Source organism: Sulfitobacter sp. F26169L (assembly GCF_026410285.1).
Taxonomy (GTDB): Bacteria; Pseudomonadota; Alphaproteobacteria; order Rhodobacterales; family Rhodobacteraceae; genus Sulfitobacter.
Map to the genome: position 1 here is coordinate 21,423 of NZ_JAPMLP010000012.1, position 26,514 is coordinate 47,936.

24 protein-coding genes are annotated in these 26,514 nt (G+C 59.6%); 6 read left to right on the top strand and 18 right to left on the bottom strand.

The genetic code is table 11. The features are described 5' to 3' along the window. Position 1: 1 nt before the first annotated feature. The 5 genes from OS189_RS17265 (at position 2) to OS189_RS17285 (ending at position 5,119) form a co-directional block, all read left to right on the top strand. Positions 2-1,207 carry an acetyl-CoA acetyltransferase gene (locus OS189_RS17265; protein ID WP_267168590.1) on the top strand — a complete coding sequence of 402 codons (1,206 nt, stop codon included), beginning with the start codon at positions 2-4 and terminating at the stop codon, positions 1,205-1,207. A gap of 105 nt (positions 1,208-1,312) precedes the next feature. Further along, the gene (locus OS189_RS17270) at positions 1,313-2,371 is read left to right on the top strand and encodes a C4-dicarboxylate TRAP transporter substrate-binding protein (RefSeq protein ID WP_267168591.1); all 1,059 of its coding nucleotides are present in this window, start codon (positions 1,313-1,315) and stop codon (positions 2,369-2,371) included. Further along, on the top strand, positions 2,359-2,913 hold the full coding sequence (locus OS189_RS17275) for a TRAP transporter small permease (protein ID WP_267168592.1): 555 nt from the start codon (positions 2,359-2,361) through the stop codon (positions 2,911-2,913). The genes OS189_RS17270 and OS189_RS17275 overlap by 13 nt, the downstream gene beginning before the upstream one ends. Next, on the top strand, positions 2,913-4,256 hold the full coding sequence (locus tag OS189_RS17280; protein WP_267168593.1) for a TRAP transporter large permease: 1,344 nt from the start codon (positions 2,913-2,915) through the stop codon (positions 4,254-4,256). Before OS189_RS17275 ends, OS189_RS17280 begins: the two co-directional genes overlap by 1 nt. A gap of 74 nt (positions 4,257-4,330) precedes the next feature. Further along, a complete protein-coding gene (locus OS189_RS17285; protein WP_267168594.1) occupies positions 4,331-5,119 on the top strand; it encodes an enoyl-CoA hydratase/isomerase family protein in 789 nt (262 codons plus the stop codon). 27 nt (positions 5,120-5,146) lie between these two features. Here the strand turns inward: OS189_RS17285 and OS189_RS17290 are convergent, their stop codons facing one another. Both OS189_RS17290 and OS189_RS17295 read right to left on the bottom strand, forming a co-directional pair. Next, on the bottom strand, positions 5,147-6,937 hold the full coding sequence (locus tag OS189_RS17290; RefSeq protein WP_267168595.1) for an acyclic terpene utilization AtuA family protein: 1,791 nt from the start codon (positions 6,935-6,937) through the stop codon (positions 5,147-5,149). Next, the gene (locus tag OS189_RS17295) at positions 6,934-7,764 is read right to left on the bottom strand and encodes an enoyl-CoA hydratase/isomerase family protein (protein WP_267168596.1); all 831 of its coding nucleotides are present in this window, start codon (positions 7,762-7,764) and stop codon (positions 6,934-6,936) included. The genes OS189_RS17290 and OS189_RS17295 overlap by 4 nt, the downstream gene beginning before the upstream one ends. Positions 7,765-7,846: 82 nt before the next feature. Between OS189_RS17295 and OS189_RS17300 the strand changes: the two genes are divergently transcribed. Beyond that, complete coding sequence (locus OS189_RS17300; RefSeq protein ID WP_267168597.1) at positions 7,847-9,112, top strand: CaiB/BaiF CoA transferase family protein; 1,266 nt, start codon at positions 7,847-7,849, stop codon at positions 9,110-9,112. Positions 9,113-9,122: 10 nt separating this feature from the next. Here OS189_RS17300 and OS189_RS17305 read toward each other — a convergent pair whose 3' ends face one another. From OS189_RS17305 to OS189_RS17380, 16 genes are all read right to left on the bottom strand, one after another. Beyond that, positions 9,123-11,114 (bottom strand): acetyl/propionyl/methylcrotonyl-CoA carboxylase subunit alpha, encoded by a 1,992-nt coding sequence (locus OS189_RS17305; RefSeq protein ID WP_267168598.1) that lies wholly within the window; start codon positions 11,112-11,114, stop codon positions 9,123-9,125. A gap of 10 nt (positions 11,115-11,124) precedes the next feature. Further along, complete coding sequence (locus tag OS189_RS17310) at positions 11,125-12,747, bottom strand: acyl-CoA carboxylase subunit beta (protein ID WP_267168599.1); 1,623 nt, start codon at positions 12,745-12,747, stop codon at positions 11,125-11,127. A 157-nt stretch (positions 12,748-12,904) separates the two neighbouring features. Beyond that, complete coding sequence (locus tag OS189_RS17315; protein ID WP_267168600.1) at positions 12,905-14,299, bottom strand: hypothetical protein; 1,395 nt, start codon at positions 14,297-14,299, stop codon at positions 12,905-12,907. Between the two features lie 46 nt (positions 14,300-14,345). Further along, the gene (locus OS189_RS17320; protein WP_267168601.1) at positions 14,346-14,732 is read right to left on the bottom strand and encodes a PaaI family thioesterase; all 387 of its coding nucleotides are present in this window, start codon (positions 14,730-14,732) and stop codon (positions 14,346-14,348) included. A 131-nt stretch (positions 14,733-14,863) separates the two neighbouring features. Beyond that, positions 14,864-16,423: a long-chain-fatty-acid--CoA ligase gene (locus tag OS189_RS17325; protein WP_267168602.1), complete on the bottom strand. Its 1,560-nt coding sequence runs from the start codon at positions 16,421-16,423 to the stop codon at positions 14,864-14,866. Beyond that, positions 16,416-17,585 (bottom strand): acyl-CoA dehydrogenase family protein, encoded by a 1,170-nt coding sequence (locus OS189_RS17330; RefSeq protein ID WP_267168603.1) that lies wholly within the window; start codon positions 17,583-17,585, stop codon positions 16,416-16,418. Before OS189_RS17330 ends, OS189_RS17325 begins: the two co-directional genes overlap by 8 nt. A gap of 12 nt (positions 17,586-17,597) precedes the next feature. Then, a complete protein-coding gene (locus OS189_RS17335; RefSeq protein WP_267168604.1) occupies positions 17,598-18,785 on the bottom strand; it encodes an acyl-CoA dehydrogenase family protein in 1,188 nt (395 codons plus the stop codon). Between the two features lie 136 nt (positions 18,786-18,921). Beyond that, positions 18,922-19,365 carry a MarR family winged helix-turn-helix transcriptional regulator gene (locus tag OS189_RS17340; protein ID WP_267168605.1) on the bottom strand — a complete coding sequence of 148 codons (444 nt, stop codon included), beginning with the start codon at positions 19,363-19,365 and terminating at the stop codon, positions 18,922-18,924. A gap of 241 nt (positions 19,366-19,606) precedes the next feature. Then, positions 19,607-20,242: a TetR family transcriptional regulator C-terminal domain-containing protein gene (locus tag OS189_RS17345; RefSeq protein WP_267168606.1), complete on the bottom strand. Its 636-nt coding sequence runs from the start codon at positions 20,240-20,242 to the stop codon at positions 19,607-19,609. Beyond that, a complete protein-coding gene (locus tag OS189_RS17350; RefSeq protein ID WP_267168607.1) occupies positions 20,239-20,703 on the bottom strand; it encodes a RidA family protein in 465 nt (154 codons plus the stop codon). The genes OS189_RS17345 and OS189_RS17350 overlap by 4 nt, the downstream gene beginning before the upstream one ends. Continuing rightward, complete coding sequence (locus tag OS189_RS17355) at positions 20,700-21,293, bottom strand: NAD(P)H-dependent oxidoreductase (protein ID WP_267168608.1); 594 nt, start codon at positions 21,291-21,293, stop codon at positions 20,700-20,702. Before OS189_RS17355 ends, OS189_RS17350 begins: the two co-directional genes overlap by 4 nt. Positions 21,294-21,320: 27 nt before the next feature. Continuing rightward, positions 21,321-22,316, bottom strand: coding sequence for an ABC transporter substrate-binding protein (locus OS189_RS17360; RefSeq protein WP_267168609.1), 996 nt, complete (start codon positions 22,314-22,316; stop codon positions 21,321-21,323). Positions 22,317-22,345: 29 nt separating this feature from the next. After that, a complete protein-coding gene (locus OS189_RS17365; protein ID WP_267168610.1) occupies positions 22,346-23,725 on the bottom strand; it encodes an FAD-binding oxidoreductase in 1,380 nt (459 codons plus the stop codon). Beyond that, positions 23,722-24,888 (bottom strand): amidohydrolase family protein, encoded by a 1,167-nt coding sequence (locus tag OS189_RS17370; RefSeq protein ID WP_267168611.1) that lies wholly within the window; start codon positions 24,886-24,888, stop codon positions 23,722-23,724. Before OS189_RS17370 ends, OS189_RS17365 begins: the two co-directional genes overlap by 4 nt. Then, positions 24,885-25,739, bottom strand: coding sequence for an ABC transporter permease (locus OS189_RS17375; protein ID WP_267168612.1), 855 nt, complete (start codon positions 25,737-25,739; stop codon positions 24,885-24,887). Before OS189_RS17375 ends, OS189_RS17370 begins: the two co-directional genes overlap by 4 nt. Next, positions 25,726-26,514, bottom strand: a complete 789-nt coding sequence (locus OS189_RS17380; RefSeq protein WP_267168613.1) for an ABC transporter ATP-binding protein — start codon at positions 26,512-26,514, stop codon at positions 25,726-25,728. The genes OS189_RS17375 and OS189_RS17380 overlap by 14 nt, the downstream gene beginning before the upstream one ends.

The window sequence follows — 26,514 nt, forward strand, 5'->3', positions numbered from 1 at the left end:
CATGGCTACAGGTATTCGCGACAAGGTTGCCATTCTTGGCATGGGCTGCTCCCGTTTCGGCGAGCGTTGGGATGACAGCGCTGATGATCTGATGGTCGAAGCGTTTGTCGAAGCGCTGGCAGATGCCGGCATCGACAAAAGCCAGATCGACGCCGCATGGTTCGGCACCGGCATCGAAGAGCAGCACGTTGGCAAATCCTCCGTGCCGCTGGCAATGGCGCTGCGGTTGCAGAACATCCCCGTGACACGCGTTGAAAACTACTGCGCCAGTGGCACAGAGGCGTTTCGCGGCGCGGTTTATGCGGTGGCGTCGGGCGCCTGCGATATCGCGCTGGCCCAAGGTGTCGAAAAGCTGAAAGACACAGGCTATGGCGGTTTGCCACAGCGTTCACGCGGCACTACAAACGATCTCTACTGGCCCAATGCCTCGGCTCCGGGATCGTTTGCGCAGCTGGCATCGGCCTACCGTGCCAAGCACGATATCAACCCCGATGATCTGAAACGTGCCATGGCCCATATTTCGGTCAAGAGCCACGACAACGGGTCGCGCAACCCGAAGGCGCACCTGCAAAAGAAAATCACCATGGATCAGGTGATCAACGCGCCAATCATCGCCGAGCCGCTGGGCCTGTTTGATTGTTGCGGTGTGTCGGACGGATCGGCAGCGGCCATCGTGACCACGCCGGAAATTGCCAAGGCATTGGGTAAAAAAGACCTGATCACCGTGAAGGCACTGCAACTGGCGGTGTCCAGCGGCAGCGAGGCGGGGCACAATTCGTGGGACGGCAGCTATTTCCAGACCACACGTGCCGCAGCCGCACGGGCCTACAAGGAGGCCGACATCGACAAGCCGCGCGATCAGGTCAGCCTGTTCGAAGTGCATGACTGTTTCTCGGTGACCGAACTGGTGACCATGGAAGATCTGTTCATCTCGCCCGAAGGCGGCGCGATCAAGGATATCATGGACGGCTTTTACGATGCCGATGGCAAGGTGCCCTGCCAGATTGACGGCGGCCTCAAATGCTTTGGCCACCCTATCGGCGCATCCGGTCTGCGCATGATCTACGAGATGTATCTGCAAATGCAGGGCCGCGCGGGAGAGCGGCAGCGGCAGGAGGATCCATCTATCGGGATGACCCACAATCTGGGCGGTTTCCCGCACCAGAACGTGTGTTCCATCACCATCGTAGGGCGTGAAGGCGCCTGACGGGCGCAAGATTAAAAAGGGCACAAGCCGCAATTCGATGGCTTGTGCCGATGCCAAAGACCCGACCGGGGGGAGCCGGTAAAACCAAAAAGGGAGGAACCATCTATGAAACACATGAAGAAAACCGCGCTGGCGGCTGTGCTGGCGACAGGGTTTGCCACGGCCGCTGTGGCAGAAACCGTCCTGATCTATACCGAAGGCGGCCCGAACCGTGGCACCCGTGCTGCCGCGCTGCAAGGGTTTGCAGACAACGTCAAAGAGATTTCCGACGGTGATCTGGCGATCGATATCCACTGGGGCGGTGCGCTGATGAAGCTGACCGCAACACTGGGCGGTGTGCGCGATGGCGCGGCCGATATGGGCACCGTCCTGTCGGCTTACGAGCCCAAACGCCTGATGGCTTTTGGCATCGGTGATCTGCCGCTGGCCTCCTCCGATCCATGGGTCGGTATGCGCGCGATGTATGAACTGATGACCACAAATCAGGAAATGATCGACTCGTTTGCGGCGGAAAATGTTGTGTATATTTCCAACTACACCTCGACAGGCGTGAACCTGAACTGCACAGGCGATCACCGGATCGAAACCATCGAAGACATCAAGGGCAAGAAAATCCGCGTTGGGGGCACCTATGCAAAGGTGCTGAACGATCTGGGCGCGAACACCATCACCATGGGCTATAACGAGGTGTATCAGGCGCTGGATTCCGGTCTGGTCGATTGTGAAGCCGGCTATCTCTACACGCTTGAAGGATACAAGCTGTACGAAGTTCTCAACCACACGGCACTTGCCAACTGGGGCCAGCTGACCGGATTTGGCATCGCCATGAACAAGGATGTTTACGACGGTTTGTCCCAGGAGCAGCAGCAGGTTCTGGCAAAAGCCGGTGACCAGCTGGTGGATGATTTCGCGCGTGCGCAGATCGAACAGATGAGCGTGATCGTCGACGGTTTGCGCAGTGGTGACATTGGCCGCAAGGTCGAGGTTGTCGAGTTTCAGGACCGTGACAAGCTGCTTGAGGCATCCGCCAAATATCGCAACGAATGGGCGGGCGAAGTATCAAAGCTGGGCATTGACGGTGACGGGCTGTGGTCTGCCTATACCGCTCTGATCGCCAAGTACGAGAACGAGCTGGAAACCAAAGGTTATCCATGGAACCGGTAACGGATCTCAACGGCGCGGGCCCGCACGGGTCCGCGCCACCCCGCGGGTTTCTGGGGGTTTTGCACCGCATAGAGGGGGCGATGACGGCCCTTGCGGCGCTGGCGATTTTTGCGATGGCGGTTTACATCTGCTACGGCATCCTTGCGCGCAATGTGCTGAACATTTCGGTCAGTGATGAAACGGTTATCGTGGGCGAGCTGATGATCATCGCGCTGGTGCTGCCACTGGCACGTGTGGCCGCAGAGCGCGGATTTATCGCGGTCGAGGTTTTGACACAGCGTTTTGCTGCGCGGTTCCATGTTGCGTTGCTGGTGCTGACTGTTGTGATCGGCCTGCTGGCCGCGCTGCCGATTGCCTATTCCGCCCTGCGCGCCTTTATCGGCGCATGGAGCAGCGGCAACTTTTACTTCGGTATTCTCAACCTGCCGGAATGGCCGGGAAAGCTGGCGTTTCTGATCGGATATATCTTCTTTGTTCTGCGCCTGCTGATCCTTCTGGTAACCGAGGCGCGCACGCCGCATAATCCAGAGGAGGTGATCTGATGGACCCCACATTAATCGGTGTCGTTGGTCTGGTCACTGTTCTGGTTTTGCTGGTGCTGCGTGTTCCCATCGGCTTTGTGCTGGCCAGTGTCGCCACTGCCTGTACATTTATTTATTATGCCTTCCGGTCGGGCCGCGGGTTTGACTTTGACCGGGGGCTGAACCCCACGCTGTCGCTGATCCAGAACAACGCGTTCGAGTTTCTGCACTCCTATTCGCTCAGCATGATCCCGATGTTTATCGCGGCGGGGCATCTGGCGTATCATTCGCGGATTTCGACAGACATCTATTCCGCGATGCGGGTCTGGATTGTGCGGATGCCGGGCGGTCTGGCGATTGCATCGCTGTTCGGGTGCGGCGGCTTTGCTGCGATCACGGGGTCAAGCATGGCCTGTGCATCCTCCATGGGGCGCATCTGTATCCCCGAAATGCGGCGTCTGAATTATGATCCGCGCCTTGCCTCCTCGACGGTGGCGATGGGGGGAACACTCGGCGCGCTGATCCCGCCCAGTGTGCTGTTCATCATTTACGGTCTGTTTACCGAAACATCGGTGAGCAAACTGTTCCTTGCCGGTATCCTGCCCGGTTTGCTGACGCTGTTGGGCTTTATCATCACTGTTGTGGTCTGGGTCACGCTGCGGCCGGAGATTGCACCGCGCACGGGTGAGAAAAGCACCGTGCAGGAAAAGATCAAAGCGGCCGGTCTGGCATGGCCTGCACTGATGCTGATGTTCATCATCATCGGCGGCATCTACGGCGGATATCTGACCGCAACCGAAGCGGCGGCCCTGTCGCTGATGTTTGTTCTGGTGTTTGGCCTGCTGGCGCGCCGCCTGAACTGGCAGATGATCAAAACCGCCTTCATCGAAACGGCAACCCAATCCGCCGCGCTGTTCTTTATCGCTGCGGGGGCCAAGATTTTTGTCTCCTTCATCTCGCTTACAGGTGTAACCCATTCGTTTGTCGATATGGTTGTCGCGGCGGATTTGCAGCCTTGGCAGATACTGGCGGTCATTACGCTGATGTATCTGGTGCTGGGCATGTTTCTTGATCCGCTGGGCACCATGCTGCTGACACTGCCGTTTGTTGTGCCGCTGATCGAGGGCATGGGCATGGATCTGATCTGGTTCGGTGTGATCGTGGTCAAACTGCTGGAGATCGGTCTGGTGACACCGCCTATGGGGCTGAACGTATTCGTCATCGCCTCGGTCGGCGGGAAAGACAGCGATGCGGCCACTACCTTCAGAGGGGTGGCGCGTTTCCTGATCCTTGATCTGGTGGTGCTGATCCTGCTGCTGGCCTTCCCGATCATCTCGCTGATCATCCCCAATTCGATGGGATAGCATTAAAACCGGTGTGGCCTGCCGCGGGCCTCACCACCCCTGCCCGAACCTGTGACACAAAAAGGACGCCGCGCATGAGCGATTATGAAACCATCACATTCGATGTGAAAGACGGCATTGCCACACTGGCTTTCAACCGCCCGAAATACCGCAATGCAATCAGCCTGCAAATGCGCGAGGAACTGCCCCCCGTCATTAAACGGGTCAGCACCGACAGCGATATCCGCACCCTGATCATCACCGGCAATGGCGGCAGCTTTTGCGCGGGGGGCGACATCAAGGATATGGGCAGCGTCACCTCCGTCGACGTAGGCCGTAACCGGATGCGCGCGACCGGCACGTTACTGCAAGCGGTCGCCTCTATTGATAAACCGGTGATCGCAGCCGTTGATGGCCCCGCTTATGGCGCTGGCTTTGGCTGGGCGATGCTGGCGGATTTCGTCCTCGCCACGCCGCGCGCAGGGTTCTGCGCTTCCTTCGGAAAGCTTGGCCTCGCTCCCGATTTCGGCCTGCATTACACCCTGCCCCGCCTTGTCGGGCTTGCACGCGCCAAAGACCTCATTTTTTCCGCGCGCGAAGTCAAGGCGGACGAGGCACTGGAAATGGGCCTTGTCTATCGCGTGGTCGAGGCGGACAAGATTATGGACGTGGCGCAAGACATGGCGCAGGCTTTCTGCAACGCCTCACCCACCGCCATTGGCGTCAGCAAAATGCTGCTGGATCAGACCTTCGGGATGGACATCCGCCAGATAGGCGAGGCCGAGGCCACCAATCAGGCGGTATGCTTTGTCTCCGATTACCACGCGGAAGCGGCCAAACGGTTCTTGAACAAAGAACCCTTCAAGTTCAAATGGCCGCTTTGAAAATAGTGGACAGATAAGGCGGCAGGGTTAAGCCTTGCCGCCGTGCAACAATGCACTCGGCACCTCAACGGGCATGGCCAGTATTTGCTGGCCATAGGTTTTTGCCAGCTTGTCCAGATGCAGCGAAGAGGTGCCGCCCCCATCCAGCGTTTCACGCAGCAGGAAATTGACCGCTCCCATGCCCGGCGCAGCAAAGCACGACACCTCACCTTTGGTGACATGGGCGAACCACGCGGCGACCTTCTCTGCCGTGACTTCGCGGCAGATCACATCGTAAAATTCGGGCTTGCGCGCCATGACACCCACATTGGCCGAATTGCCCTTGTCGCCGCTGCGCGCCACGGCGATGTCGATCAACTGGCAGGTGGTTGTCGGCCCCTCAAACGGCTCGGATTGCGGCGGGGGCGAAAGCGCGGGTGCGGGGGAATATGTCTGCTGTGGCGGGGTGAACCCCAGTGCTTGCCCGTCAACCGACACAACCGGCACCACGTCGGATTTGTCGAGCAGGAAGGCAAATTGCGCGACCACAGGCGTGGCTTTGGGGCGGCCCGCTTCGCCCACTCCGCAGCGGCCTGTTGTCATTGACAGGGCCACGCCGGTGGTTTCTTTCGAGAATACTTCGATCGCGGCTTTGTCCTGATGGCGCACGTCGGTTTGTACAACAACTTCGCGCGCTTGGGCGGCATGGGGTGATGCATTTGCCCCCCACAGGGTTTCCGCCCCGATGACATGAACAGCGGTACGGTCAAACCCGTCCATCCCGCGCTCCCCCAGCAGGCGCGTGACCCGTTTCAGCAGTGCATCGCCATAGTGGCGCGCTTTTTCAACAGCCTCAAATCCGGTAACCAATGTCAGCGCCGTTGCGCGGTATCCATCGCGGTAGGTGGCCGATACCTTGAACGTGTCGGTCGGCGCGCGCCCTTTTACATCGGTTATCGTAACCTCGTCAGGGGCGGATTGATCCAGCACTGCCTGCGAGAAATCACAGATCACATCAGGCACGATGTAGGACTGTGTATCGCCGGTTTCGTACAATATCTGTTCCCCCACCGACAGGCGCGAGACGATGCCGCCGGTGCCCGCGGGCTTGGAGATGACAAAGCGCCCGTCCGCGAAACATTCCGCAATCGGGTAGCCCATGTTGTCCCACCCATCTGCGGAGTCCTGCCAATCGGTAACGTTGCCGCCCGTGGCCTGTGCGCCGCACTCCAGAATGTGCCCCGCCAGTGTACCGGCGGCAAGCTGGTCGTAGGCGTCAGCGCTCCAGCCGAATTCATGTATCAGGATGCCCAGCGTGACCGCACTGTCAACGCAGCGCCCCGTGATCACCACCTCGGCACCGCCATCCAGTGCCGCTGCGATGGGAAAGGCACCCAGATAGGCGTTTGCGCTGCTGAGCTCATCGGGCAGGGGCGCGCCTGAAAACATCTCGCGGATGTCGCGGCTGCGCAGATCGTCCATCCGGCCCAGCAGGTCATCCCCCTCGACAATGCCGACCTTCAGCGCGATGCCCTGATCGGCGGCCACCTTGCGCAAGGCGTCAGCGCAGGCGGCGATGTTCACACCCCCCGCATTGACCACCACCTTGATGCCCTTTTCCTTGATCTGCGGCAAAAGCGGTTTCATCACCAGATGCACAAAATCGGCGGCATAGCCTTTGGTCGGGTCAGCGGCTTTGGCACGCACAAGGATAGACATGGTGACTTCTGCCAGATAGTCGAACACCAGATAATCGACGTTGCCTTTCTCCACCAACTGGCGGGGCGCTTGGGTGCTGTCGCCCCAGTATCCGGCGGCACCGCCAATGCGAACGCTCATTGCGGTTCTCCTTCTTCTGCATCAACCCAGTTCGGCGCGCGCTTTTGCGCAAAGGCGGTTTGCCCCTCGCGCCCCTCCGGCCCACGGCTAAGCGCGGCAAAGCGGGTTGCGGCGAATGTAGCCAGTTCATCGTCGGGCATTGTGCCGACGGCCAGCAGGATTTCCTTGGTGGCGGCGCTGGCTTTTGGCGCGCAGGCCATGACCTGTGCGGCAACGTCCTCCAGCGTTTTGTCCAGATCGCGATCCTCGCAGAGGTACTGCGCGATACCGTAATCATATGCTTCCTGCCCGCCGAAACGGCTGGCCGTCAGGGCCAGTTGGCGCGCCCGTGCCAGACCGACCCGTTTCACAACAAACGGTGCAATCTGTGCAGGGGCGATCCCCAGTCTGGTTTCCGGCATCCCCATGCGCGCGCCTTTGGTCACGATTGTGATGTCGGCCATGCAGGCGTATCCCAACCCGCCGCCAAAGGCAGACCCCTCAACAGCGGCAATTGTGGTTTGCGGCAGGTTCTGAAACTTGAGAAACCCGCGCCCCGCGCGCGCGTTGCGCGCAAGGATCGGATCGCCGCCATCTTCAGGCGGGGTTTCCCCCATGGTGCGACGCTCCTTTATATCGCCACCGGCACAGAAATGCCCGCCCGCGCCGCGCAACACCACAAGGCGGATGGCATCCGTCTGCGCCAGCCAATCCAGCAGATCGGAGAATTCCGCCGCCATACGCGCATTGATGGCATTGCGGCTTTCGGGGCGGTTCAGCACCACATCCAGACGGCTGCCGCGTTGCGTCAGCATCAGTGTTTCACACGCGGGCAGGGAGAAGGGCATGGGGGTTCCTCACTGAATTGGATTTACAGAAACCTATAAGTATCGTATTTACTTCGCAAGCGAACATTTATCGAGGCACACCATGTCCAGCCCTGTTTCCGCCTTTCCCGCATACGCCGGCCCCGCAGATGCCCAAGGCCCGCTGAGCGGATTGCGGGTGGTTGATTTCACCCATTTCATCGCGGGGCCGTTTTGTTCGATGTCGCTGGGCGACATGGGCGCAGAGGTGATCAAGGTCGAGGCACCCGAGGGTGAGGCGTTTCGCAAATACGGCGCTCCGCGCCCCGAGCTTGATAATCAGGGCGCGGCGTTCCTGTGGGCCAACCGGAACAAGAAAGGCGTCGCGCTTGATCTGAAATGCGCCGAAGGGGCGGCGGTGGCGCGCGATCTGGTGCGCACAGCCGATGTTGTGATCGAGAATTTCTCGGCAGGGGTCATGGCGCGTTTTGGTCTGGGCGAAGAGTTGCTGCGCCGCGAACAGCCCGATCTGATCTATTGTGCCATCAGCGCATATGGCCAGTCCGGCCCGTTTGCCGACCGGCTGGGGTTTGATCCGGTGGTGCAGGCCGAAAGCGGATTTATGTCGCTGAACGGCGATGCGGATCAGGCGGGCATGCGCACGCAGCCCGTGATCATGGATATCGCAACCGGCATGATGGCGACCAACGCGATCCTTGCCGCACTGCTCAGCCGCGGGATCAGCGGGAAGGGCCAGCGGGTCGATATCTCGCTCTATGATACGGCGCTTACAATGCTGGGATGGGCACCGATGCAATACCTCGTCAGTGGAAATGCGCCGCAGCGGGCGGGAAATGCCTCGGCCGATTCCGCACCGGGCGGGGTGTTTTACGCAAGCGATCTGCCGTTCTTTATATCTTCTCCCAGCAGCACGATTTTCCGCCGCATCGCACAGGCGGTGGGGCTGGACGATATGGCCGATGACGCCGACCTGCTGGACACCCCGAAACGTGTCGCGCGCCGCAAGGAAGTTGAAACCGCACTTCAGGAGAAGTTCAGCGCCCATCCGTGGGCCTATTGGGAGCCTGTCCTGAGGGCCAACAACGTTCCCGCAGGGCGGGTCCAAACACTGGCGGAGGCGCTTCATTCGGATGTTGCGCGTGCATCAGGTGTGATTTCACAAATCCCGCATCCCACGGCGGGGCATGTGCCCAACATCGCGCTGCCGCTGCGTTTTTCGGACACGCCGACAGTTGCGCCGGTTGCAGCCCCCGCCATTGGCGCCGACACCGAAGCGGTGCTGCTGACACTGGAAGGCTACGACGCCGCGCGGCTGGACGCGCTGCGGCGCGCGGGCGCGTTTGGCGCAGCGCAGGGCGATCCCGCCTGACAGGTGCGCGCTACGCCTGCGGCGTGATCTCGACCAGCAGCGCACCATCGGCCACCTGCGCGCCGGTTGTGGCGGCAATGCGCGCCACCTGTCCGGCAACCGCTGCGCGTACGTCATGCTGCATCTTCATCGCCTCGACCACCGCAAGGCGGGTGCCAACGGCCACTTCCTGCCCTTCCTCTACGCACAGTTCGATCAGCACGCCATGCATGGGAGAGCGCACGATACCGTCCTGCCCCGACATGTCTGTGTCTTCCTCGCCGGGGATATGACGCTCGAATGTGTGGATCGCACGGCCTGTGCCCAGCTGCCATGTGTTGGGCGCGGTTCGGGCGAACAGGATGTCGCGCTGGCGGGTGTCGATGCGCAGGCGGATCGCATCGCGGTCCTGCGCCAGCACGTCGATGTCGTGTGTCACCCCGCCCAGCGTGACGGCGTAGGCGGCGCTGGCCGTGGCGCGGATTGTGATCCGCTGTGTTTCCCCGTCCGAGGACAGATCAATGCTGTTGGCGAGCGTCCCTGTCGACCCCCAGTTCACCAGCTCTGCCGGAACATCAATGGCCAGATCAACCGCCGCGCGGTGGTGCGCAAGGAAATCGAGCACGGCAGCAACGGCGAACAGATCGGTCCCCGCTTGCGCTTGTGCAAACCCGCTTTCGCCAAATTCATCGGCGATGAAGGCGGTTGTTGCCTCGCCCTGCGCAAATACGGGACGTTCAAGGATATCTATCAGGAAAGGCAGGTTCGACGCAGGGCCGAAGAACCGCGTCTTGCGCAGACTGGCGATCAGGGACAGGCGCGCGGCGTCCCGCGTCGGCGCCCACGCGATGACCTTGGCAACCATCGGATCATAAAACGGCGAGATATCCTGCCCCGCAACCACGCCGGAATCGACACGGATGCCCTCGGCCGCGGGCACATGCCACGCCGCAATGCGCCCCGTGGCCGGTAGGAAATCATTGGCCGGATCCTCGGCGTATAGCCGCACTTCGATGGCGTGACCGTTCAGTGCAATATCATCCTGCGCCACTGCCAGCGGCTGCCCTGCGGCCACCTGAAACTGCATCTCTACCAGATCAAGGCCGGTAACCATTTCCGTCACCGGATGTTCGACCTGCAAGCGCGTGTTCATTTCGAGGAAGTAAAAATTCTGCGCAGCATCCAGCAGGAATTCGACCGTACCCGCACCGCGATAGTTGATTGCACGTGCAGCTTCCACTGCGGCCGCACCCATGCGCGCGCGCAACTGCGGCGTCATCACGGGGCAGGGCGCTTCCTCCACCACTTTTTGATGCCGCCGCTGGACCGAGCAATCACGCTCTCCCAGATGGATGACGTTGCCGTGGGTGTCGGCAAAAACCTGCACCTCTACGTGGCGCGGCGCAACGACAGCGCGTTCAAGGATCAGCGTGCCATCGCCAAATGCGTTCACCGCTTCGGAGCGGGCATTGCCAAGCGCGTCAGGCAGCGCCAATGCTTCATGCACCAGACGCATACCGCGCCCGCCGCCCCCGGCGGTGGCCTTGACCATTACCGGAAAGCCGATTTTCTGCGCGGCCGCGATCAGCGTTTCATCTGATTGATCAGCCTCCTGATAGCCCGGCACACAGGGCACGCCCGCCTCGATCATGCGGATTTTTGCAGCGGCCTTGTCACCCATCAGACGGATCGAGCGCGCATCAGGTCCGACAAAAACCAGCCCCGCAGCTTCGACAGCTTCGGCAAAGCCCGCGTTTTCCGACAGAAAGCCATAGCCGGGGTGGATCGCCTGCGCGCCGCTTTTCTGCGCGGCTTCGATGATCCTGTCGCCCAGCAGATAGGATTGCGCAGAGGGGCCGGCGCCGATGCATATCGCCTCGTCGGCCAGTTGCGTATGGGGCGCGCCGCGGTCCGCCTCCGAATAGACAGCAACGGTGCGCAAGCCTGATTTCTGCGCCGAACGGATGATCCGGCAGGCAATTTCGCCGCGATTGGCGATCAGTACTGTATCAAAATTCTGCATCATTATGCCCCTACATCCGCGCCACGCCAAAGCTGTTTGGCCGCAGGGTGCGATGTCGCGCCTCGCGGCAGGTTTGCAGGCAGAAGCCCAACACCTTGCGGCTATCGCGCGGATCAATCACCCCCATATCGAGCAGCCGCCCAGAGGTGTAAAACGCGGTCGACTGGCTGTCGAAATGGGCAATCAGATCGGCGCTTTGTTGCGCCAGCTTTTCTTCGTCCACAGCGATACCCTTGCGCGCGGCAGAGGCGCGCGTGACCTGCTCCATCGTGATGGCCGCCTGCTCACCCCCCATCACGCCAGAGGATGAATTGGGCCAAGAAAACAGGAAGTCCGGCTCATAGCCGAACCCTGCCATGCCATAGTTGCCTGCACCAAAGCTTGCACCGATATGCATGGAAATTTTGGGCACCTTCACATTGGCCACGGCCTGAATCATCTTTGATCCGTGCTTGACCATGCCTGCCTGCTCGTGACGGGTGCCGACCATATAACCGGTGACGTTGTGCAGAAAAATCAGCGGTGTATCGGACTGGTCGCAAAGCTGCATAAATTGTGCGGCCTTGGTTGCGCCTTGTGTATCAATCGGGCCGTTGTTGCCGATGATCGCGCAGGCGTGGCCCATGATTGTTGCTTGCAGGCATACCACGGATGCGCCGTAGGCGGGTTTGAAATCGTCAAACTCCGACCCGTCGGTGATCCGCGCGACAACCTCGCGCACGTCATAGGGTTTGCGGTAATCCACAGGCACAACGCCGGTGATTTCCTGCGGGTCATAGACAGGGGGCGCATAGGCGCGCGCAGGGGGCGGGGTGCAATGGCGGTTCCAGTCAAGACGCGCGATGATCTGGCGCGCGGTGACAATGGCGGCGGCATCATCATCAACCAGATATTCCACCAGCCCCGAGATCGTAGCGTGCATTTCGGCCCCTGCCAGTTGCTCGGGGTCGGCCTCTTCGCCGGTGGCCGCCTTGACCAGCGCCGCACCGCCAAGAGACGCGGCACCGCGCCCTTTCACGGCGATGACATAATCGCTTAGCCCCGGATAATAGGCACCACCCGCGGTTGACGGACCGTGCAGAACCGCAAATGTCGGGATGCCTTCGGCAGACAGGCGCGCCAACCTGCGGAACGTGCCGCCGCCGTTGGCCCAGCCTTCGACGTTGTAGGTGCGCAGGTTTGCACCTGCACTTTCGACCAGATGGATAAACGGCAGTTTGTGGCGCAATGACAGATCAAGACAGGCACGCAGTTTCTGGCTGGAGCGCGGGGTAGATGCGCCTGCGTTGATACCGCTATCGGTGACAAAAACCATCATCCGCACGCCGCTGATATAGCCGATGCCTGCAATCGCAGAGCCCCCCGGCACGGATGTTTCGGGATCGGCGTCCTCGACCAGATAATTGGCCATGTTGTACACTTCCAGCCACGGCATACCGGAATCAAGAAGCTGGCCCAGACGTTCGCGCGGGGTCAGCTGGCCGCGCTCCTCAAACCGTGCGCGCCGCTTTTCCGAAGCGGTGGCCGCGCGCAGATGCAGGGCCGACAGGGTGTGCAACAGCTCCGACATGTCGGCCTGTTTCGCGTCGAACTCCGCCGTGCCGCTTTCTATTCTTGAATGAAATCGTGCCATGATATTTCTTCCGGTTTTTCGCGTTACGGTGTCCGGCGGCCCAACGCGATAATAGATCAGTGCTTTACTATTCGCTAGCGAACTAAAAGAGCTATACTGCAAGCACCGCTATCAGAGCAAGGGAATGTTGCGCGGGGCGGGGCGAATGTTGGCGCGGCTAGGCCAAAACCAGCAGGGCGATATCCAGCAACCCCACCGCGCAGAGCGCAAACCCTATGTTCCATTTCAGCCCGATATCGGAAGCGGTGTGATTGATGCTTCGCCCCGAAAGACGCACCGGCGTGGCAAAGGGCGAAAACGAAATCACAACTGCCCATGTTGTCATAACCATCAACGCAATTACCGTGGGTGCGATATCCATACCGGGCAGGCGTGCCAGCGTTTCGATCACCAGAATGGCCGAGACCAGCGGGTTCACAGCCAGCAACGCCAGTATGATAATTGCCCATGATCCGGCGATCAGCACCCCACCGGCACCCAGCCCCAGCCGCGCAATGTGTTCGCCCAGCCAGACCACATCGATCTGGGGCAACAAGATCACCGCCAGAAAGCCGGACGCGCCGAAAATCGCAAGCTCGTTGCGCATGTCACGCAGGGCAGGGACGGTTTGGGTCTTTGCCCGCAACAGCGCGATCGTGATCGCACCGCGCGGGCCTGCGTGCAGGTTCTGCACCGCGACCCAGCCCAGCCCGATCACCGGAATACACAGGAACAACCCGCCGATCAGGGTGAGATCCAGCAGATAGGACAACGCCGCTGCCGACAGCGGCACCAGCAGCACCACCCCGAGCAATCCGCCAAACGGCCGCATCCACGGCTCGGACGGGGGCGCGGCAGCACCGCTGCGCTTGGGGCGCGGAAACGTCAACCGGTCCAGCGCCCAACCAAGTGTCAGATAGCAGACAAGCGCGGGAACACCCAATGGCAGCAATTCGATCCAGCGCAACTCAAGCGAGCTGGACATGATGATTGCGATGGTGACCGAGGTAGGCGCCCAGAATGTCACCGCCGAAAACCCGCGCAGCATGGCCAGCGTCATCCGCTTTAGCCGGATATCGCGCACCCGCTGGTCGCTTGCGTTCGGCCCGTCCATGGCAGAGCCGTGGATCATCGTGCTCAGCAGGCTGATCGTGCCGAGGTTCATCAGCGCGCCCATCAGATGGCCACCCAGCGTCAGTGTAATATACCGCCGTCCGGGGCTTTGATTGACGATGATCCGCCCGCTGGTCTGCACCATTTCCGATGTGCGCGCCGCATCCCCCAGAAAGCTGAGCACAACGACAAAGCAGACAAAGAACGCACCGCGGTCAATCGCTTCGAACAGTAAATCCGGCGTGGTGCGCCCCATCAGCCAGAGCGCGCAAAACAGCCCCAGCGTGACCAACAACAGCCCTTGCGAAACCCTGATCATCTGCCGCCATTCCAGAACGAAAAACACAGCCAGAAACAGACCCGACAGAATGGTTGTGGCCTGTGCAAAACCCAGCAGATGCACAATGGTCATCACACTGGCCAGCAGCACGCTTAGCGATGATATGCCTGCGCGGGTCATGGGCAGCTTTCGCCGCCGGCCCGCCCTGTTGTTGTGCTGTGCGGGATCATTCCAGCTTCCTGGTCCGCTTGAATGCGCCGCTGGCGCTGGCGATCAACTGGTCGTTTTCGTCCACAACCCGTGCCTGCGCAAAATAGATCGAGCGACCCCCGCCTGTCATCTCGCCATAGGCGCGCAGCAGTTTGCCTTGCATCGCCTTCACAAAGTTGGCCGTGAGCGATACCGTCACGCTCATCGCGCGCGGGGCAGGGGGCGGTTGTGTGCTGCCCGCCGCACCGCAGGCAGAATCCAGCAGGGACATCAGAACACCGCCGTGCACAATCCCTTGGGAGTTCAGGTGATGCGGCTTCAGCTCAAGCTCGATATACGAGGTGCCCACGTCCCAGTTGTTCAGGCTGTAGCCTACGTAGGCGTTGAAATCATTGCCGCTCATGGCTGTACCTTCTGCTTTTTCTTACGCTGCGTGGCGCGCGGGGCCACTGTATGTGGGGCGGCCGTATCCACCTGTCGCCCCGCAGGAATAGGGTTGCGCAGATGGGTTAGCAAGCGCATTGGCAGCGGCTGTCATTGTGGGTCTGTCTGTGCGCTGTGGGCCGCGCGCAGCTCGGTCTTGAGAATTTTATTCGCACCCGAAAGCGGCATCCAGTCAATGAAGCTGATGGATTTGGGGCATTTGTAACCTGCAATGCGCGTGCGGCACTGCGCGATCAACTCTTCTGCGGTGACGCTCTGCCCGTCCATAAGAACAACCACTGCATGCACCGCCTCGCCCCACTGCGGATCAGGGATGCCGATCACGGCACAATCCTTTACCGCCGGATGGTCGGCAATGGCATTTTCAACCTCGCCGCAATAGACGTTTTCACCGCCGGAAATGATCATATCCTTGATCCGGTCGACCAGAAACAGATAGCCGTCCGCGTCGAAATAGCCGCCGTCGCCGGTGTGATACCACCCGTCGACCAGGGCCTCGGCGGTCTTTTCGGGCATGTTCCAATAGCCTTGCATCACGTTGGGGCCGCGTACTGTGACCTCGCCGATCACACCGGTTGCACATTCACTGCCATCGGGTGCAGTGATGCGCACATCGCAATGGGCCACGGGGCGCCCGACCGATGACAGCTTTTCCACAAGCGGATTGTCGGGATCATGGGCATCGGGGGTCAGAACGGAAATCACCGGTCCGGTTTCGGTGGCACCATAGCCCTGATAAAACTGCACCCCCGGCAACGCGGCCATCACGCGGCGCAGCAACGCCAGTGACATCGGCGCCGCGCCATAGGTAATGCGCTTCACCGAGCTTAGATCGAATTCGCCGAAATCGGGCGCGTTAAAGATCATATTCAACATGCTTGGCACCAGCATTGCATCGTTGATTTTCAACTCTTCAATCAGCCGCTGCGCCTCGCGCGGGTCGAACCGCTGCATCAGCACCGAATGGTTGTTGGACTGCGCAAGCGAATACACCCGCGCTCCTGCGGCCAGATGGAAAATCGGCGCGGATTTCAGAAAGCTCTGATCGCGCGGCATGTGATAGCTGGTAAGCGCGCCGGTTGAATTGGCGTGAAGGTTGGCATGGCTGAGCATGACCCCCTTGGAGCGCCCCGTTGTGCCGCCGGTGTAAAACAGCGCCGCCAGATCGTTGCCGCGTCTGTTCGAGCGCACATCGGGATCAGCTTGGGCCAGCAGGTCTTCGTAATCCAGAAAACCCTCGGGTGTCGGACCTTCGCCGATAAATACCAGATGTTTGCAAAACGCGCAGTGCGCCTTGATCTTTCGGGCCTGCGCCACATGCTCTTCGTCAACCAGCAGGACAGCGGGAGTGCAATCCTCCATACACTGGATCATCTCGGGGACGGCCCAGCGGTAATTTAGCGGCACCATTACCGCATCGGCATAGAACGGACCGTAAAACGCCTCCATAAACCGTGCCGAATTCAGCGCGAGGATGCCGACCCTGTCACCTGCACCCACCCCCAGCGCGCGCAAGGCGCTGCCCTGTCTGCGCGCACGTTCTGCAAAATCGGCCCATGTCTGTGTGCGCCCCAGAAAGGTAACAGCTGGATCGTCGGGGTGGTTTCGTGCAACTTCCTCCAGAATGTCGGTCAGGCCTGCATCAGCCATGATGCCCCTCCGTTTCGCCAAATGCGGCGGCGGCGGCGCGCGCCATATGGCCGCCATAGCGCGCGATGTGGTGATCGGCATCGCCGAACGCAAAATCCGCAACAGCAACCCGTTTCACGAACTGCCCCAGCTGGAATTCTTCCGTAAGGCCGATGCCGCCGTGCATCTGCATCCCCTGCTGGCAAATCCGGCGCCCCTCTTCGGCGACGACAACTTTGGCCGCCGATACTGCCTGCTGGCGCGCGACGGTGTCGTCGCTGCCGGCCAGCGCACCTGCCTCGTACACCAGCGATTTCATATGTTCGTATTCCAGCACCATATCGGCCAGATGGTGTTGCAGCACCTGAAATTCGCCCAGTGTCTTGCCGAACTGGCGGCGGGTGCCGAGGTATTCCTTGGTGAGGCCGATCACTTTTTCCAGCGCACCAAGCGCCTCTGCGCAGATCGCGGCGGCGGCCAGATCGCTGACCGCTTCGATAATATCGTAACCGCCGCCCTGCGCACCCAACAGCGCGGTTGCGGGCAGCTTTACATCGTTGAAGGTAATATCGGCAGCGCCGCGCCCGTCAGTCAGCGCGTAGGCGGTGCGTTCCACCCCATCGGCATCCGCATCGACCAAATACAGCGACAGGCCCGATTGATCGTGGCGTTCCGTATCGGGTGCGCGGGCCGAGACAATCAACAGGCCCGCATCATCGCCGCCGAACACAACCGATTTGGCGCCGTTCAGAACATATCCGTCGCCCTGCGCAGCGGCGCGGGTGTCAACATCTGCCAGATCATAGCGCGCATCCGGTTCACCAAACGCACAGGCCACTTTCAGCGCCCCTTCGGCGAGGGCGGGAAGGTATTGCGCCTGTTGCGCATCAGACCCCGCCAGCCGCAGCGCACCCGCGCCCGCCACCGCGGTGGACAGAAACGGCGCCTGCACCGCGTGTCGCCCGATCTGGATTGCGGCAACCATCACATCCGCCGATGATCCCGCCAGACCGCCGTGATCTTCGGGCACCGTCAGACCGATCAGGCCCGTTTCGGCGCAAGCCTGCCACAGTTTGTCGGCCTGTGCAGCCGTGCCGCCGCCCGCCGCTGTGTTATGGGCGGTGAACAGCTTTTCCAGACTGTCCGACAACATCCGCTGTTCGTCACTGTAACTGAAATCCATGGTGTGTGTCCTTTACGATCCGAGCAGGGTTTTCGAGATGATGTTTTTCTGCACCTCGGTCGAGCCGCCATAAACGGTGGTTTTGCGCCGGTCAAAATAGGTGGGGGCGCGCGCGCGGACGTGTTGCGGGCCAACAGGTGTCCCGTTCCACGACGGTTCCATCGCATCCGACTGCCATGGCAATGCGTATGGGCCAACCGCCTCCATCTGCAATTCGACACTGCGCTGTTGCAACTGTGATCCCTTGATCTTGAGGATCGAGGGGAACATGCCGCTATCGCCGCCGGTGGTCAGCATCCGCAGGTTCGTCAACTCAAGCGCGCGGCGGTTGATCTCCAGCCGCGCAAGGCGCGCCTGAAACAGCGGATCCTCAATCAGCGGTTTGCCATTGCGCCGCTCTGTCAGGGCGATCTTGTGCAGCAGGGCCAGATCGGCCTTGATCATGCCGATGCCTGCAATGCCCGTGCGCTCGTTGCTCAGCAGGAACTTGGCGTAATCCCAGCCTTTATTCTCTTCGCCCACCAGATTTTCGACCGGAACGCGCACGTTCTCCAGAAACACCTCGTTCACGATGTGGCTGCCGTCCAGCGTGTGGATCGGGCGGACGCTGACACCGGGGGATTTCATATCGATCAGCAGGAATGAAATGCCGAGCTGCTTTTTGGCATCAGGATCGGTGCGCACAAGGCAAAAGATCAGGTCGGCGTATTGCGCATAGGAGGTCCAGATTTTCTGGCCGTTCACAACATATTCGTCCCCCTCACGCACCGCAGAGGTGCGCAGCGAGGCAAGATCCGACCCCGCGCCCGGTTCGGAGAAGCCCTGACACCAGAAATCATCACTCGACAGGATGCGCGGCAGGTATTTCGCCTTCTGCGCGTCGGTGCCGTAAGTATAGATCACAGGCCCGACCAGCCGGATACCGAACGGCATCACACGCGGCGCGCCAACACCGGTAAGTTCTTCGTCAAAGATATTCAGTTGCACAGGTGTCCAGCCACAGCCGCCGTATTCCTTGGGCCAGTGCGGGGCGATCCATCCCTTTTTCGCCAGAATTTTCTGCCAGAGGATATAATCGTCCCGTTTAAAGCGGGTTTCGGTGCGGGCTTTCTCTGCCAGTTCCTGCGGAAACTCGGCGTCAAGAAAAGCGCGCACTTCGTTTCTGAAATCGATGTCTTCGCTGCTGTGGGTCAAATCCATTGCGTATCCTTCACTCGGCCGGAACAGGCGGCGCCACGCGCCCGCCATTTAGTTCGTGTGCGAACAGGTTACGCAAAGTTTCAGGATACACAAACGGAAAATTCCATGTTCGGGGTCAGCGCATCACAAGTGCGTTTTACTTGGTCTGGCCCAGCTCCGCGGCAAGGTTCGATCTGACCTTGCGCAGCAGGTTCGACATCTGCACCACTTCGTCCTCACTCAGACCCGCTGTCGCGATATCGTTCAGGGTTGTGAACTCGCGGACCATATGGTCCAGCAATCCGGCTGCCGACTCTGTCAGCCATACATTTTTGGCACGCCGGTCGCGGGTATCGGCACTGCGGCGGACCCATCCGCGTGTTTCCAACCTGTCCAGCAGGCCGCTGACCGTCACCGTGCCCACGTTCATGCGCGCGGCAAGCTCCGTCTGGGACAGCCCGTCTTCGAGAAAAAGCTGGTTCAGTACATACGCCTGCGCATGGGTCAGCCCGTGCGGCCGCATCAGGTTTTCAAAAATTATGCCGCGAAACCGGGCGATGTCACTGAATAAAAAGCCGATTAACCGGTCCCGTTTTTCCATAGTGTTGCACTGTACTCCTGAAGGCACGGTCACCAACCGCAAGCATCCGTATCTGTAACAACGTCCTGCAATAAAAGATACAAGAACAACAAAGGACAAAGCACCCCGCCTAGGTGGTGGTCCGCAATACATACTGAATGGCAAAAACCGGTGCAAGATCGTGCGACCGCGGAGGGGCGGCTATAATCTAACCTTTATTAACATAATCCTAGTTATGGACCCATAGCAATTGAATGGTTTTTTACGCTGCCGGCTCTTCTACTTCCAGACCCATCCCCCGCAGAAATAAGGTTTGCGCTTGCCGGATCAGGCGGTTCGCATCGAAAGCAGCGTCATTTTCAACCCCGAGAAAGAACTTCGCCTGTGCTTCGTAATCAGCATAATGCTGCGTTACCGCCCAGAGTTCCATCTGGAATACCATCGGATCAACCGGCTTTATCTTACCCATGCTGATCCAGCTTTCGATCACTTCACAGGCACGCGCGGTTGCGTCTTTTGACTGCTCCCAATGACGCCGCAAAACGGGGGCACCGCGCGCCACCTCCTGCGAGAAAAACCGCGTTTCCATCGGGTGTTCGAGAGCATAGAGGATTTTGGTTTCGATATAGCGCGAGATCACCGCCTTGGGATCATCGCGCTGGTCAATGTCGAAAAACAGCGATTCCCATTTCGCCACAATTGACGTGACAATTTCTTCGTACAAATGTTCCTTGCTGGTGATGTAGTAAAACAGCGTCGGCTTTGACAGACCGGCTGCTTTTGCAATCGCTTGGGTGGATGTCCCCTGTAGGCCATTAAGGGAAAACTCCCTCAGCGCGGCGCGGAAGATTTTGGTCTGTACCTGTCTGCGCTTGTCCGATGTCAGGGGGGGCGTCATGTAGTCTCCGGCAGATAGGCAGTGGCTTCGACTTCAATCAAAATATCGGACGATGGCATCATGCCGCTGACCTCGACAACAGTTGAAACAGGCGCCACGTCAGGAAAAAACAGCCGCCGCACGCGGTTGAAGTTCGGAAAATCCGACAGGTTTTTGAAATACTGCACCAGCTTGAAAACATCGCCCATCTCGCCGCCCGCGTCTTCGATCATCGCTTTGATGCGGTCAAAGACAAACCATGTCTGCGCTTTTAGCGGCCCCTCTTTGTAATCGCTCGAAAACTCGCCCGTTTCGCCCAAGGCAGCGCGCGCGTGATCGGGCAGATCGCCGTAACCGGTGATGATTTTGCCAGCCGCAGGATCAACGGCAATCACCCCGGACATGAATATAAAATCGCCACGGCGCTGCCATGCGGTATATTTCGCCAGCGGCTGCGCGCCTTTGCTGCTTGCTTGGGTCATATGCTTTTCATTCTTTTTTCCACATGGTCCAGAAACCGTGTTCCAGCGGCGCGGTCAACATGGTTCATATTATACAACTGGCACCAGACATAGCGGCATTTGCGGCCGAACAACGGGCGCAAGCCGCGCTTGAAAAAGCTGCGCACCGGATCGCGGATCAGGAAAATCCACCACTTTGGCGATCCCGATGTCGTGACCACGGCGATCAGTTTCTTGTCCTGCATTTTGGCGATGGGCCGCTGGTTGTTGGCGGCAGCCACTTCAAATGTGATGCCGGGCAGCCAGACCCGCTCGAACCAGCCTTTCAGCATGGCAGGAAGGCCGTAATAATATGTGGGAAAGACAAACACCAAACCCTCGGCCCATTGCAGTTTCTCGACGTGATCGCGCACGGCGGCGATATTCTGTTCGGTATCGCTCAGGTAGGTGTTCCATTCTTCGGTGCTCAGCACAGGGTTGAACCCCATCCGGTAGAGATCAAGCGACTGAACGTCGTGCCCCTGCGCCTTGAGGGTTTCAACCGTGCGATTGAACAGGGCAAAGCCCAGACTTTCCGTACTGGGATGTGAAAAAACCACAAGTATCCGCATTTGCCCTGCTCCTTTCCTATCCTGCGCTTACTTGCGCAGATCCATACCAAGGCCCTGATTTACAAAGCTGTAATTCGCGACCAGATCCAGATCGACCGATCCTTTATCAACAATCCCCGAATCCTCCATCGCCTTGAGGAACTTGGCGGTGCGCGCAGGGTCCATGGCGCCGATGCCCTTTTCCAGCGCAAGGCCGGAATCCACGATGCCGAGCGCTTTGAGGTATTCGACCTCCTTGGCGAGCTTTTCGTCGGTCATTTCAGGGTTGGCTTCCTTGATCAGATCAAAGGCGGGCTGGTTGTCACCGTACATGAAATTATACCAACCGATGATCGACGCCTCGACAAAGCGATTCACCAGATCGGGGTTTTCCTCGATCATCTGGGTGCGCGCCTCGATTGTGGTTGAATAGGTGTCCCAGCCGTAATCGGCCAGCAGGAAGATATCGGTTTCTACGCCTTCATTGGCGGCGTAGATCGGCTCGGCTGTGGCAAAGGCCTGCTGAACCGCTTTTTCGTCCACCAGAAACGGGCCGATATTGTAGGCATATGGCGCAAGGTTTTCATCCTTGAAGCCGTGGTTCACCGTCATCCACTTCCAGAAGCTGAACTGGGCATCTTTCCCGATGTAGATTTTCGGCGCGTTGGCGACATCGGCAAAATCCTTGTACACCCCTTTGTGCGCCAGAATGGCCTGCGGGTCTTTCTGGAAGATCGACGCGACGACCGTGACCGGAATACCGTTGCGCACGCTGTCAAAGGCTTGCAGCATATTGCCGCCCATTAGAAAGTCGAGCTTGCCTGCGGGCAGCATGGGACGGTTGTTGACTTGTGGTCCGCCCATCTGGATGTCGACCTCAAGCCCGTATTTTTCATATGTTCCGTCGGCAACGGCCTGATAATACCCGCCGTGTCCCGCCTGGGCGAGCCAGTTGGTGCCGAATGTCACCTTGTCCTGTGCAAACGATACTGTCGCTGCAAATGTGGCAACGACACTGGCCGCTGCGATCCTGAATAGTTTCATGTCTCTCACTCCTTGTTGGTGTTCTCTTGTTACCTTTGACGCGCCATATCAGCCGTCCAGCCCCGTGTTTTTCCGGGGTTCATCAGGCCGTAGGGGTCGGCCTGTTTTTTGAAATCGATTTGTGATGTGTCGATTTCCTTCATGCCACCGTCTTCGATGGTGATGACGTGCGGGTCGTAGATGGTGCAACCGTCCGCCTCGATCTCGGCGATTGCCTTGTAGATGTCATCGCGCTTTTGCTGGCGGATGATGGGCAGGGCAAACACCTGCACCTCGCCGTGCATCCGCGCAATCTCGTGGTGCCAGAACATCTGGTCGCCGTAGCGTTCCATCTGTTTGGCCACTACCGATGGGTCAATCGGCTGCGGATAGGCAACCTGCAAATAGGTCCAGTCGGGATCGGCCTTCAGCGCCATCAGGGTTGTGTGGTTCCACCCGCATTCAAACGCGGGCGGCAGGCCGGCGTCGTGGATTTCCTCCAGTGTCATGGCAAACGGTACACGGCCCTTGCGCCGCTCGACCTCGGCGGTAAAGCGTTCCATATCATCCGGCGCGACCATGGCAAAAACCGCATCGCGATCATCGGGAAACAGCTCTCCGAACTTGGCGTAATACTGCGAGAACCGCCGCTCGACCACGGTCAGCAGATAGCAATCAAGACCCGCATCCAGCATATCAAGGCTGAATTGCAGCGCGTCGATATAGCCGTCAAACAGCGCGGCGGTGTGTATCCAGTCGGTCAGCTTGGTCAGTGCAACCTCGAGTTCCAGAATGATGCCGTTGGTGCCATAGGCGTGCTGGACCTTCTGGATGTCCGGCCCTTCGAGGGTGATGATCTGCGGCTCTTCCTCAATGGTCAGCACCTTGACCATACGCACATTGCCATCATCGCGCAGCACGCCGTGGCGCAGCGATCCGATACCGCCCGATCCGCCCGACAGGAACCCGCCGATGGTCGCGATTTTGCGGGTGGAGGGGTACATCAGCAACTGCTGGCCGGTTTCGGCGCAGGCATCGTCCAGGCGGGCGATGCGTGCACCCGCTTGCGTACGCGCCCAGCCTTCGCCGATCTCGATGATCTTGTTCAGGCCGGTAATGTCCAGCACGACGCCGCCTTCCATCGGCACACACTGGCCATAGTTGCCTGTACCCCCACCGCGGATCGTGACGGGAATGGCATGGCGTGCGATGGCTGCGGCCACGCGCACGACCTCGTCCTGCGTGCGCGGGGTCACGATCACATCGGCGCGCTTGTCCGCAAGCTGCTCTTTCAGAAGGGGGCTGTACCAGTAATAATCCAGCGACCGCGCCTTGATCACGCCCGCGTCGGTGCTGGTGCGGATACCTTCGATATCAGCCAGAAACCCTGACAGATCGTGCTGCGATTCCGTTTTAGTCTCTACGCTCATGCCAAGATTTCTCCATTTCGGTATATGTGCCTGACGGCTGAAGGGCGGGAAATCGCATCGTGCAGATCGCTTGCCTGCACTGCGATGAAATTTGCAGGCGCGCCAACGGTAAGCGGTGTGACCGCCGCACCGTCACACCAGCGCGCAGCCCCTTGCGTGATCGCATCGATCCACGCGGCGGGTTCAAGCTGCGCCAGATGCACACCGCCGCGATAGACATCAAACAGATCGTAATCGCCGTAGGGAAAGAACACATCACACACGTTGTCAGAGGCAATTATCACATCGACCCCCGCCAGCGCTGCCTCTTTCATCGGGGCAATGCCGCGCAGGCGCGGGGTGCGATCCGGCGCGTTGTCCTGTAAATAGCTGTTGGTGGTGGGCAGCACCACAAGCCCGACCTGCGCCGCCGCGGCACGTTCCAGAACGGCCTTCACCTCATCCTGCGGACGGACGGACAGGGAACAGGCGTGACCACATAAAACCGAAGGCCCGTCGCGGCGCTGTGCGGCCTGATCCACGATCAGATCAAACCCTTGCGCCTCACTCTCCAGCCCTTCGTCAACGTGGAAATCAAGCGGCAGGTCGTGGGCATCCGACAGGGCGAACACATCCGCAACCTTGTCTGCCAACCCGTCATTGCGATAGATGAACGCGCCGAAAACACCGCCGGTTTTGCGCACGTGGGCGGCAATCTGTTCGCCCGATTCAGCCAGCAGATCAATCGGAGACAGCGAGGCCAGTTGCAGATCGACGCGGCCGCGCCATTCGCGCGCAAGATCATCCATCACCCCCCACGCCACGGGCACTTCAGCGGTGTTCCAATCAACATGCGTGCGCATCGCGGCAACGCCGTGGCGATACGCCTTTTCCATGGCCAGACTTGCGCGGGCATACAGATCATCGGCGGTCCAGTTGGATTTATCCGCCTGCATCCGCTCTATCGCGTCAAACAGGGATACCGCACCGGCACCTGTGCGCCGGGTTGTGAATGTTTTGTCCAGATGCACATGCGCATCGGCCATCAGCGGCAGGATCAGGGTGGCGGCGGGGGCGGCAGACGGGGTGAGCGCGGCAATCTTTCCGCCCGAAAGGCGCAGATCAACCACATCATCCGCCCCCCCCAGTCGAACACCTGTCAGCTGTGCATCAGGTCCCATCATCTTTCCCGCTTGATCTCGCTCTCGTGCCATTTGCCGAGGACAAGTTTGGACAGAAACGACGTGGCAAGGAAAATGGCGATGCCCAGCAGCGATACAAGCAGCAGTGCCGCAAACATCTTCGGTATTTCGTTGCGAAAGCTTGATTCCAGAATACGCGATGCAAGGCCGGTGTTCTGCCCCGCGCTGCCTGCCACAAATTCGGCTACAACCGCACCGATCAGCGCCAGCCCACCGGCAATCTTCAGCGCCGCCATAAAATAGGGCAGCGCGCTTGGCACCAGCAAAAAGCGCAGGCGCTGCCACGGGGTGGCGTGGTAGAGGCTAAACATATCACGCAAATTGTGATCCGCACTGCGGATGCCGATAACGGTGTTTGACAGGATCGGAAAGAACGCCACAATCCACGCGCAAATCAGCAGCGCGGAAAACGTGCTGTCCACATAGATCAGGATCAGCGGCGCAATCGCGACAATCGGCGTCACCTGAAGAATGACCGCAAAGGGAAACAGGCTCATCTCGACGGTGCGCGACAGGGCAAACAACATGCCCAGCAACACGCCGCCGATCATCGCCAGTGCCAGGGACATCAGCGTCAGCTTTACCGTGAACCACGCCGAACCGAGCAGCGACGGCCCCTCGACCCAGAGGGTTTTGAGGATCAGACTGGGCGCGGGAATAAGATAGTGGGGCACTTCGTTATACCACACCAGAAACTCCCACAGCAGCACCGCAATCACCAAAGCGCCGAGCGGCATAATCACCTGCATCCGCTTGTCGCGCCGCTCGCGTTGAAGCTGTGACGCGTTCATCATCACGGGCGTGTCTTCGTCGTGGATTTCAATGGTCGACATTGGTCATCGTCCTCTCTAGCGCTTGGGTGACGGTGCGTGCGTGTTCGCCGAATTCGGCAGATGTGCGGTATTCATCCGTACGCCCCACGGCGCGCGGCAGCTCGATCTCTTCGATCACGCGGCCCGGCCTTGCGCCCATCAGCACAACGCGGCTGGACATATAGACCGATTCAAAAACACTGTGGGTCACGAATATGACCGTAAGGTTGTTTTCTTCCCACAGGCGCAGCACATCATTGTTCAGCTTGAAGCGGGTGATTTCATCCAATGCCGCAAACGGCTCGTCCAGCAGCAGCAGCTTGGGGTTTGTCACCAGCGCGCGCGCAATCGACACCCGCATTTTCATCCCGCCCGACAATTCGCGCGGATAGGATTTATGAAACTTTGACAATCCCACCTGCGCCAATACTTCGGTGATCCGCGGAGTTGCATCCCTGCGCGACACGCCCTGCAAGCGCAGCGGCAGAAACACATTGTCGAAAACATTGGCCCACGGCATCAGCGTGGCATCCTGAAACACATAGCCGATATCGCCGGTTTCACCGCCCTGCCCTGCGGGATGGCCGTTTACGTCAATTTCGCCCGCCGAGACAGACAGCAAACCCGCAATCATCTTCAGCGCTGTTGATTTCCCGCACCCCGACGGGCCGAGGAAGGACACAAACTCACCCTCGGAGATTGTCAGCGACATGTCCTTGATCGCCACGGTGCCATTGCCAAAAATCTTGTGGACATTGCGAACGTCTATCAATGCGTCTACGGGCTGCGCTGCCAT

What these genes read in the sequence shown, in the direction of transcription:
- OS189_RS17350 (WP_267168607.1), bottom strand. Translation starts at nt 20,703, where the DNA reads ATGACCCAAGCAAGCAGCAAAGGCGCGCAGCCGCTGGCGAAATATACC.
- OS189_RS17290 (WP_267168595.1), bottom strand. Translation starts at nt 6,937, where the DNA reads ATGAGCGTTCGCATTGGCGGTGCCGCCGGATACTGGGGCGACAGCACC.
- OS189_RS17335 (WP_267168604.1), bottom strand. Translation starts at nt 18,785, where the DNA reads ATGGATTTGACCCACAGCAGCGAAGACATCGATTTCAGAAACGAAGTG.
- OS189_RS17375 (WP_267168612.1), bottom strand. Translation starts at nt 25,739, where the DNA reads ATGTCGACCATTGAAATCCACGACGAAGACACGCCCGTGATGATGAAC.
- OS189_RS17280 (WP_267168593.1), top strand. Translation starts at nt 2,913, where the DNA reads ATGGACCCCACATTAATCGGTGTCGTTGGTCTGGTCACTGTTCTGGTT.
- OS189_RS17315 (WP_267168600.1), bottom strand. Translation starts at nt 14,299, where the DNA reads ATGACCCGCGCAGGCATATCATCGCTAAGCGTGCTGCTGGCCAGTGTG.
- OS189_RS17285 (WP_267168594.1), top strand. Translation starts at nt 4,331, where the DNA reads ATGAGCGATTATGAAACCATCACATTCGATGTGAAAGACGGCATTGCC.
- OS189_RS17380 (WP_267168613.1), bottom strand. Translation starts at nt 26,514, where the DNA reads ATGGCAGCGCAGCCCGTAGACGCATTGATAGACGTTCGCAATGTCCAC.
- OS189_RS17365 (WP_267168610.1), bottom strand. Translation starts at nt 23,725, where the DNA reads ATGAGCGTAGAGACTAAAACGGAATCGCAGCACGATCTGTCAGGGTTT.
- OS189_RS17310 (WP_267168599.1), bottom strand. Translation starts at nt 12,747, where the DNA reads ATGGCACGATTTCATTCAAGAATAGAAAGCGGCACGGCGGAGTTCGAC.
- OS189_RS17330 (WP_267168603.1), bottom strand. Translation starts at nt 17,585, where the DNA reads ATGGATTTCAGTTACAGTGACGAACAGCGGATGTTGTCGGACAGTCTG.
- OS189_RS17360 (WP_267168609.1), bottom strand. Translation starts at nt 22,316, where the DNA reads ATGAAACTATTCAGGATCGCAGCGGCCAGTGTCGTTGCCACATTTGCA.
- OS189_RS17355 (WP_267168608.1), bottom strand. Translation starts at nt 21,293, where the DNA reads ATGCGGATACTTGTGGTTTTTTCACATCCCAGTACGGAAAGTCTGGGC.
- OS189_RS17265 (WP_267168590.1), top strand. Translation starts at nt 2, where the DNA reads ATGGCTACAGGTATTCGCGACAAGGTTGCCATTCTTGGCATGGGCTGC.
- OS189_RS17295 (WP_267168596.1), bottom strand. Translation starts at nt 7,764, where the DNA reads ATGCCCTTCTCCCTGCCCGCGTGTGAAACACTGATGCTGACGCAACGC.
- OS189_RS17305 (WP_267168598.1), bottom strand. Translation starts at nt 11,114, where the DNA reads ATGCAGAATTTTGATACAGTACTGATCGCCAATCGCGGCGAAATTGCC.
- OS189_RS17320 (WP_267168601.1), bottom strand. Translation starts at nt 14,732, where the DNA reads ATGAGCGGCAATGATTTCAACGCCTACGTAGGCTACAGCCTGAACAAC.
- OS189_RS17325 (WP_267168602.1), bottom strand. Translation starts at nt 16,423, where the DNA reads ATGGCTGATGCAGGCCTGACCGACATTCTGGAGGAAGTTGCACGAAAC.
- OS189_RS17340 (WP_267168605.1), bottom strand. Translation starts at nt 19,365, where the DNA reads ATGGAAAAACGGGACCGGTTAATCGGCTTTTTATTCAGTGACATCGCC.
- OS189_RS17370 (WP_267168611.1), bottom strand. Translation starts at nt 24,888, where the DNA reads ATGATGGGACCTGATGCACAGCTGACAGGTGTTCGACTGGGGGGGGCG.
- OS189_RS17300 (WP_267168597.1), top strand. Translation starts at nt 7,847, where the DNA reads ATGTCCAGCCCTGTTTCCGCCTTTCCCGCATACGCCGGCCCCGCAGAT.
- OS189_RS17345 (WP_267168606.1), bottom strand. Translation starts at nt 20,242, where the DNA reads ATGACGCCCCCCCTGACATCGGACAAGCGCAGACAGGTACAGACCAAA.
- OS189_RS17275 (WP_267168592.1), top strand. Translation starts at nt 2,359, where the DNA reads ATGGAACCGGTAACGGATCTCAACGGCGCGGGCCCGCACGGGTCCGCG.
- OS189_RS17270 (WP_267168591.1), top strand. Translation starts at nt 1,313, where the DNA reads ATGAAACACATGAAGAAAACCGCGCTGGCGGCTGTGCTGGCGACAGGG.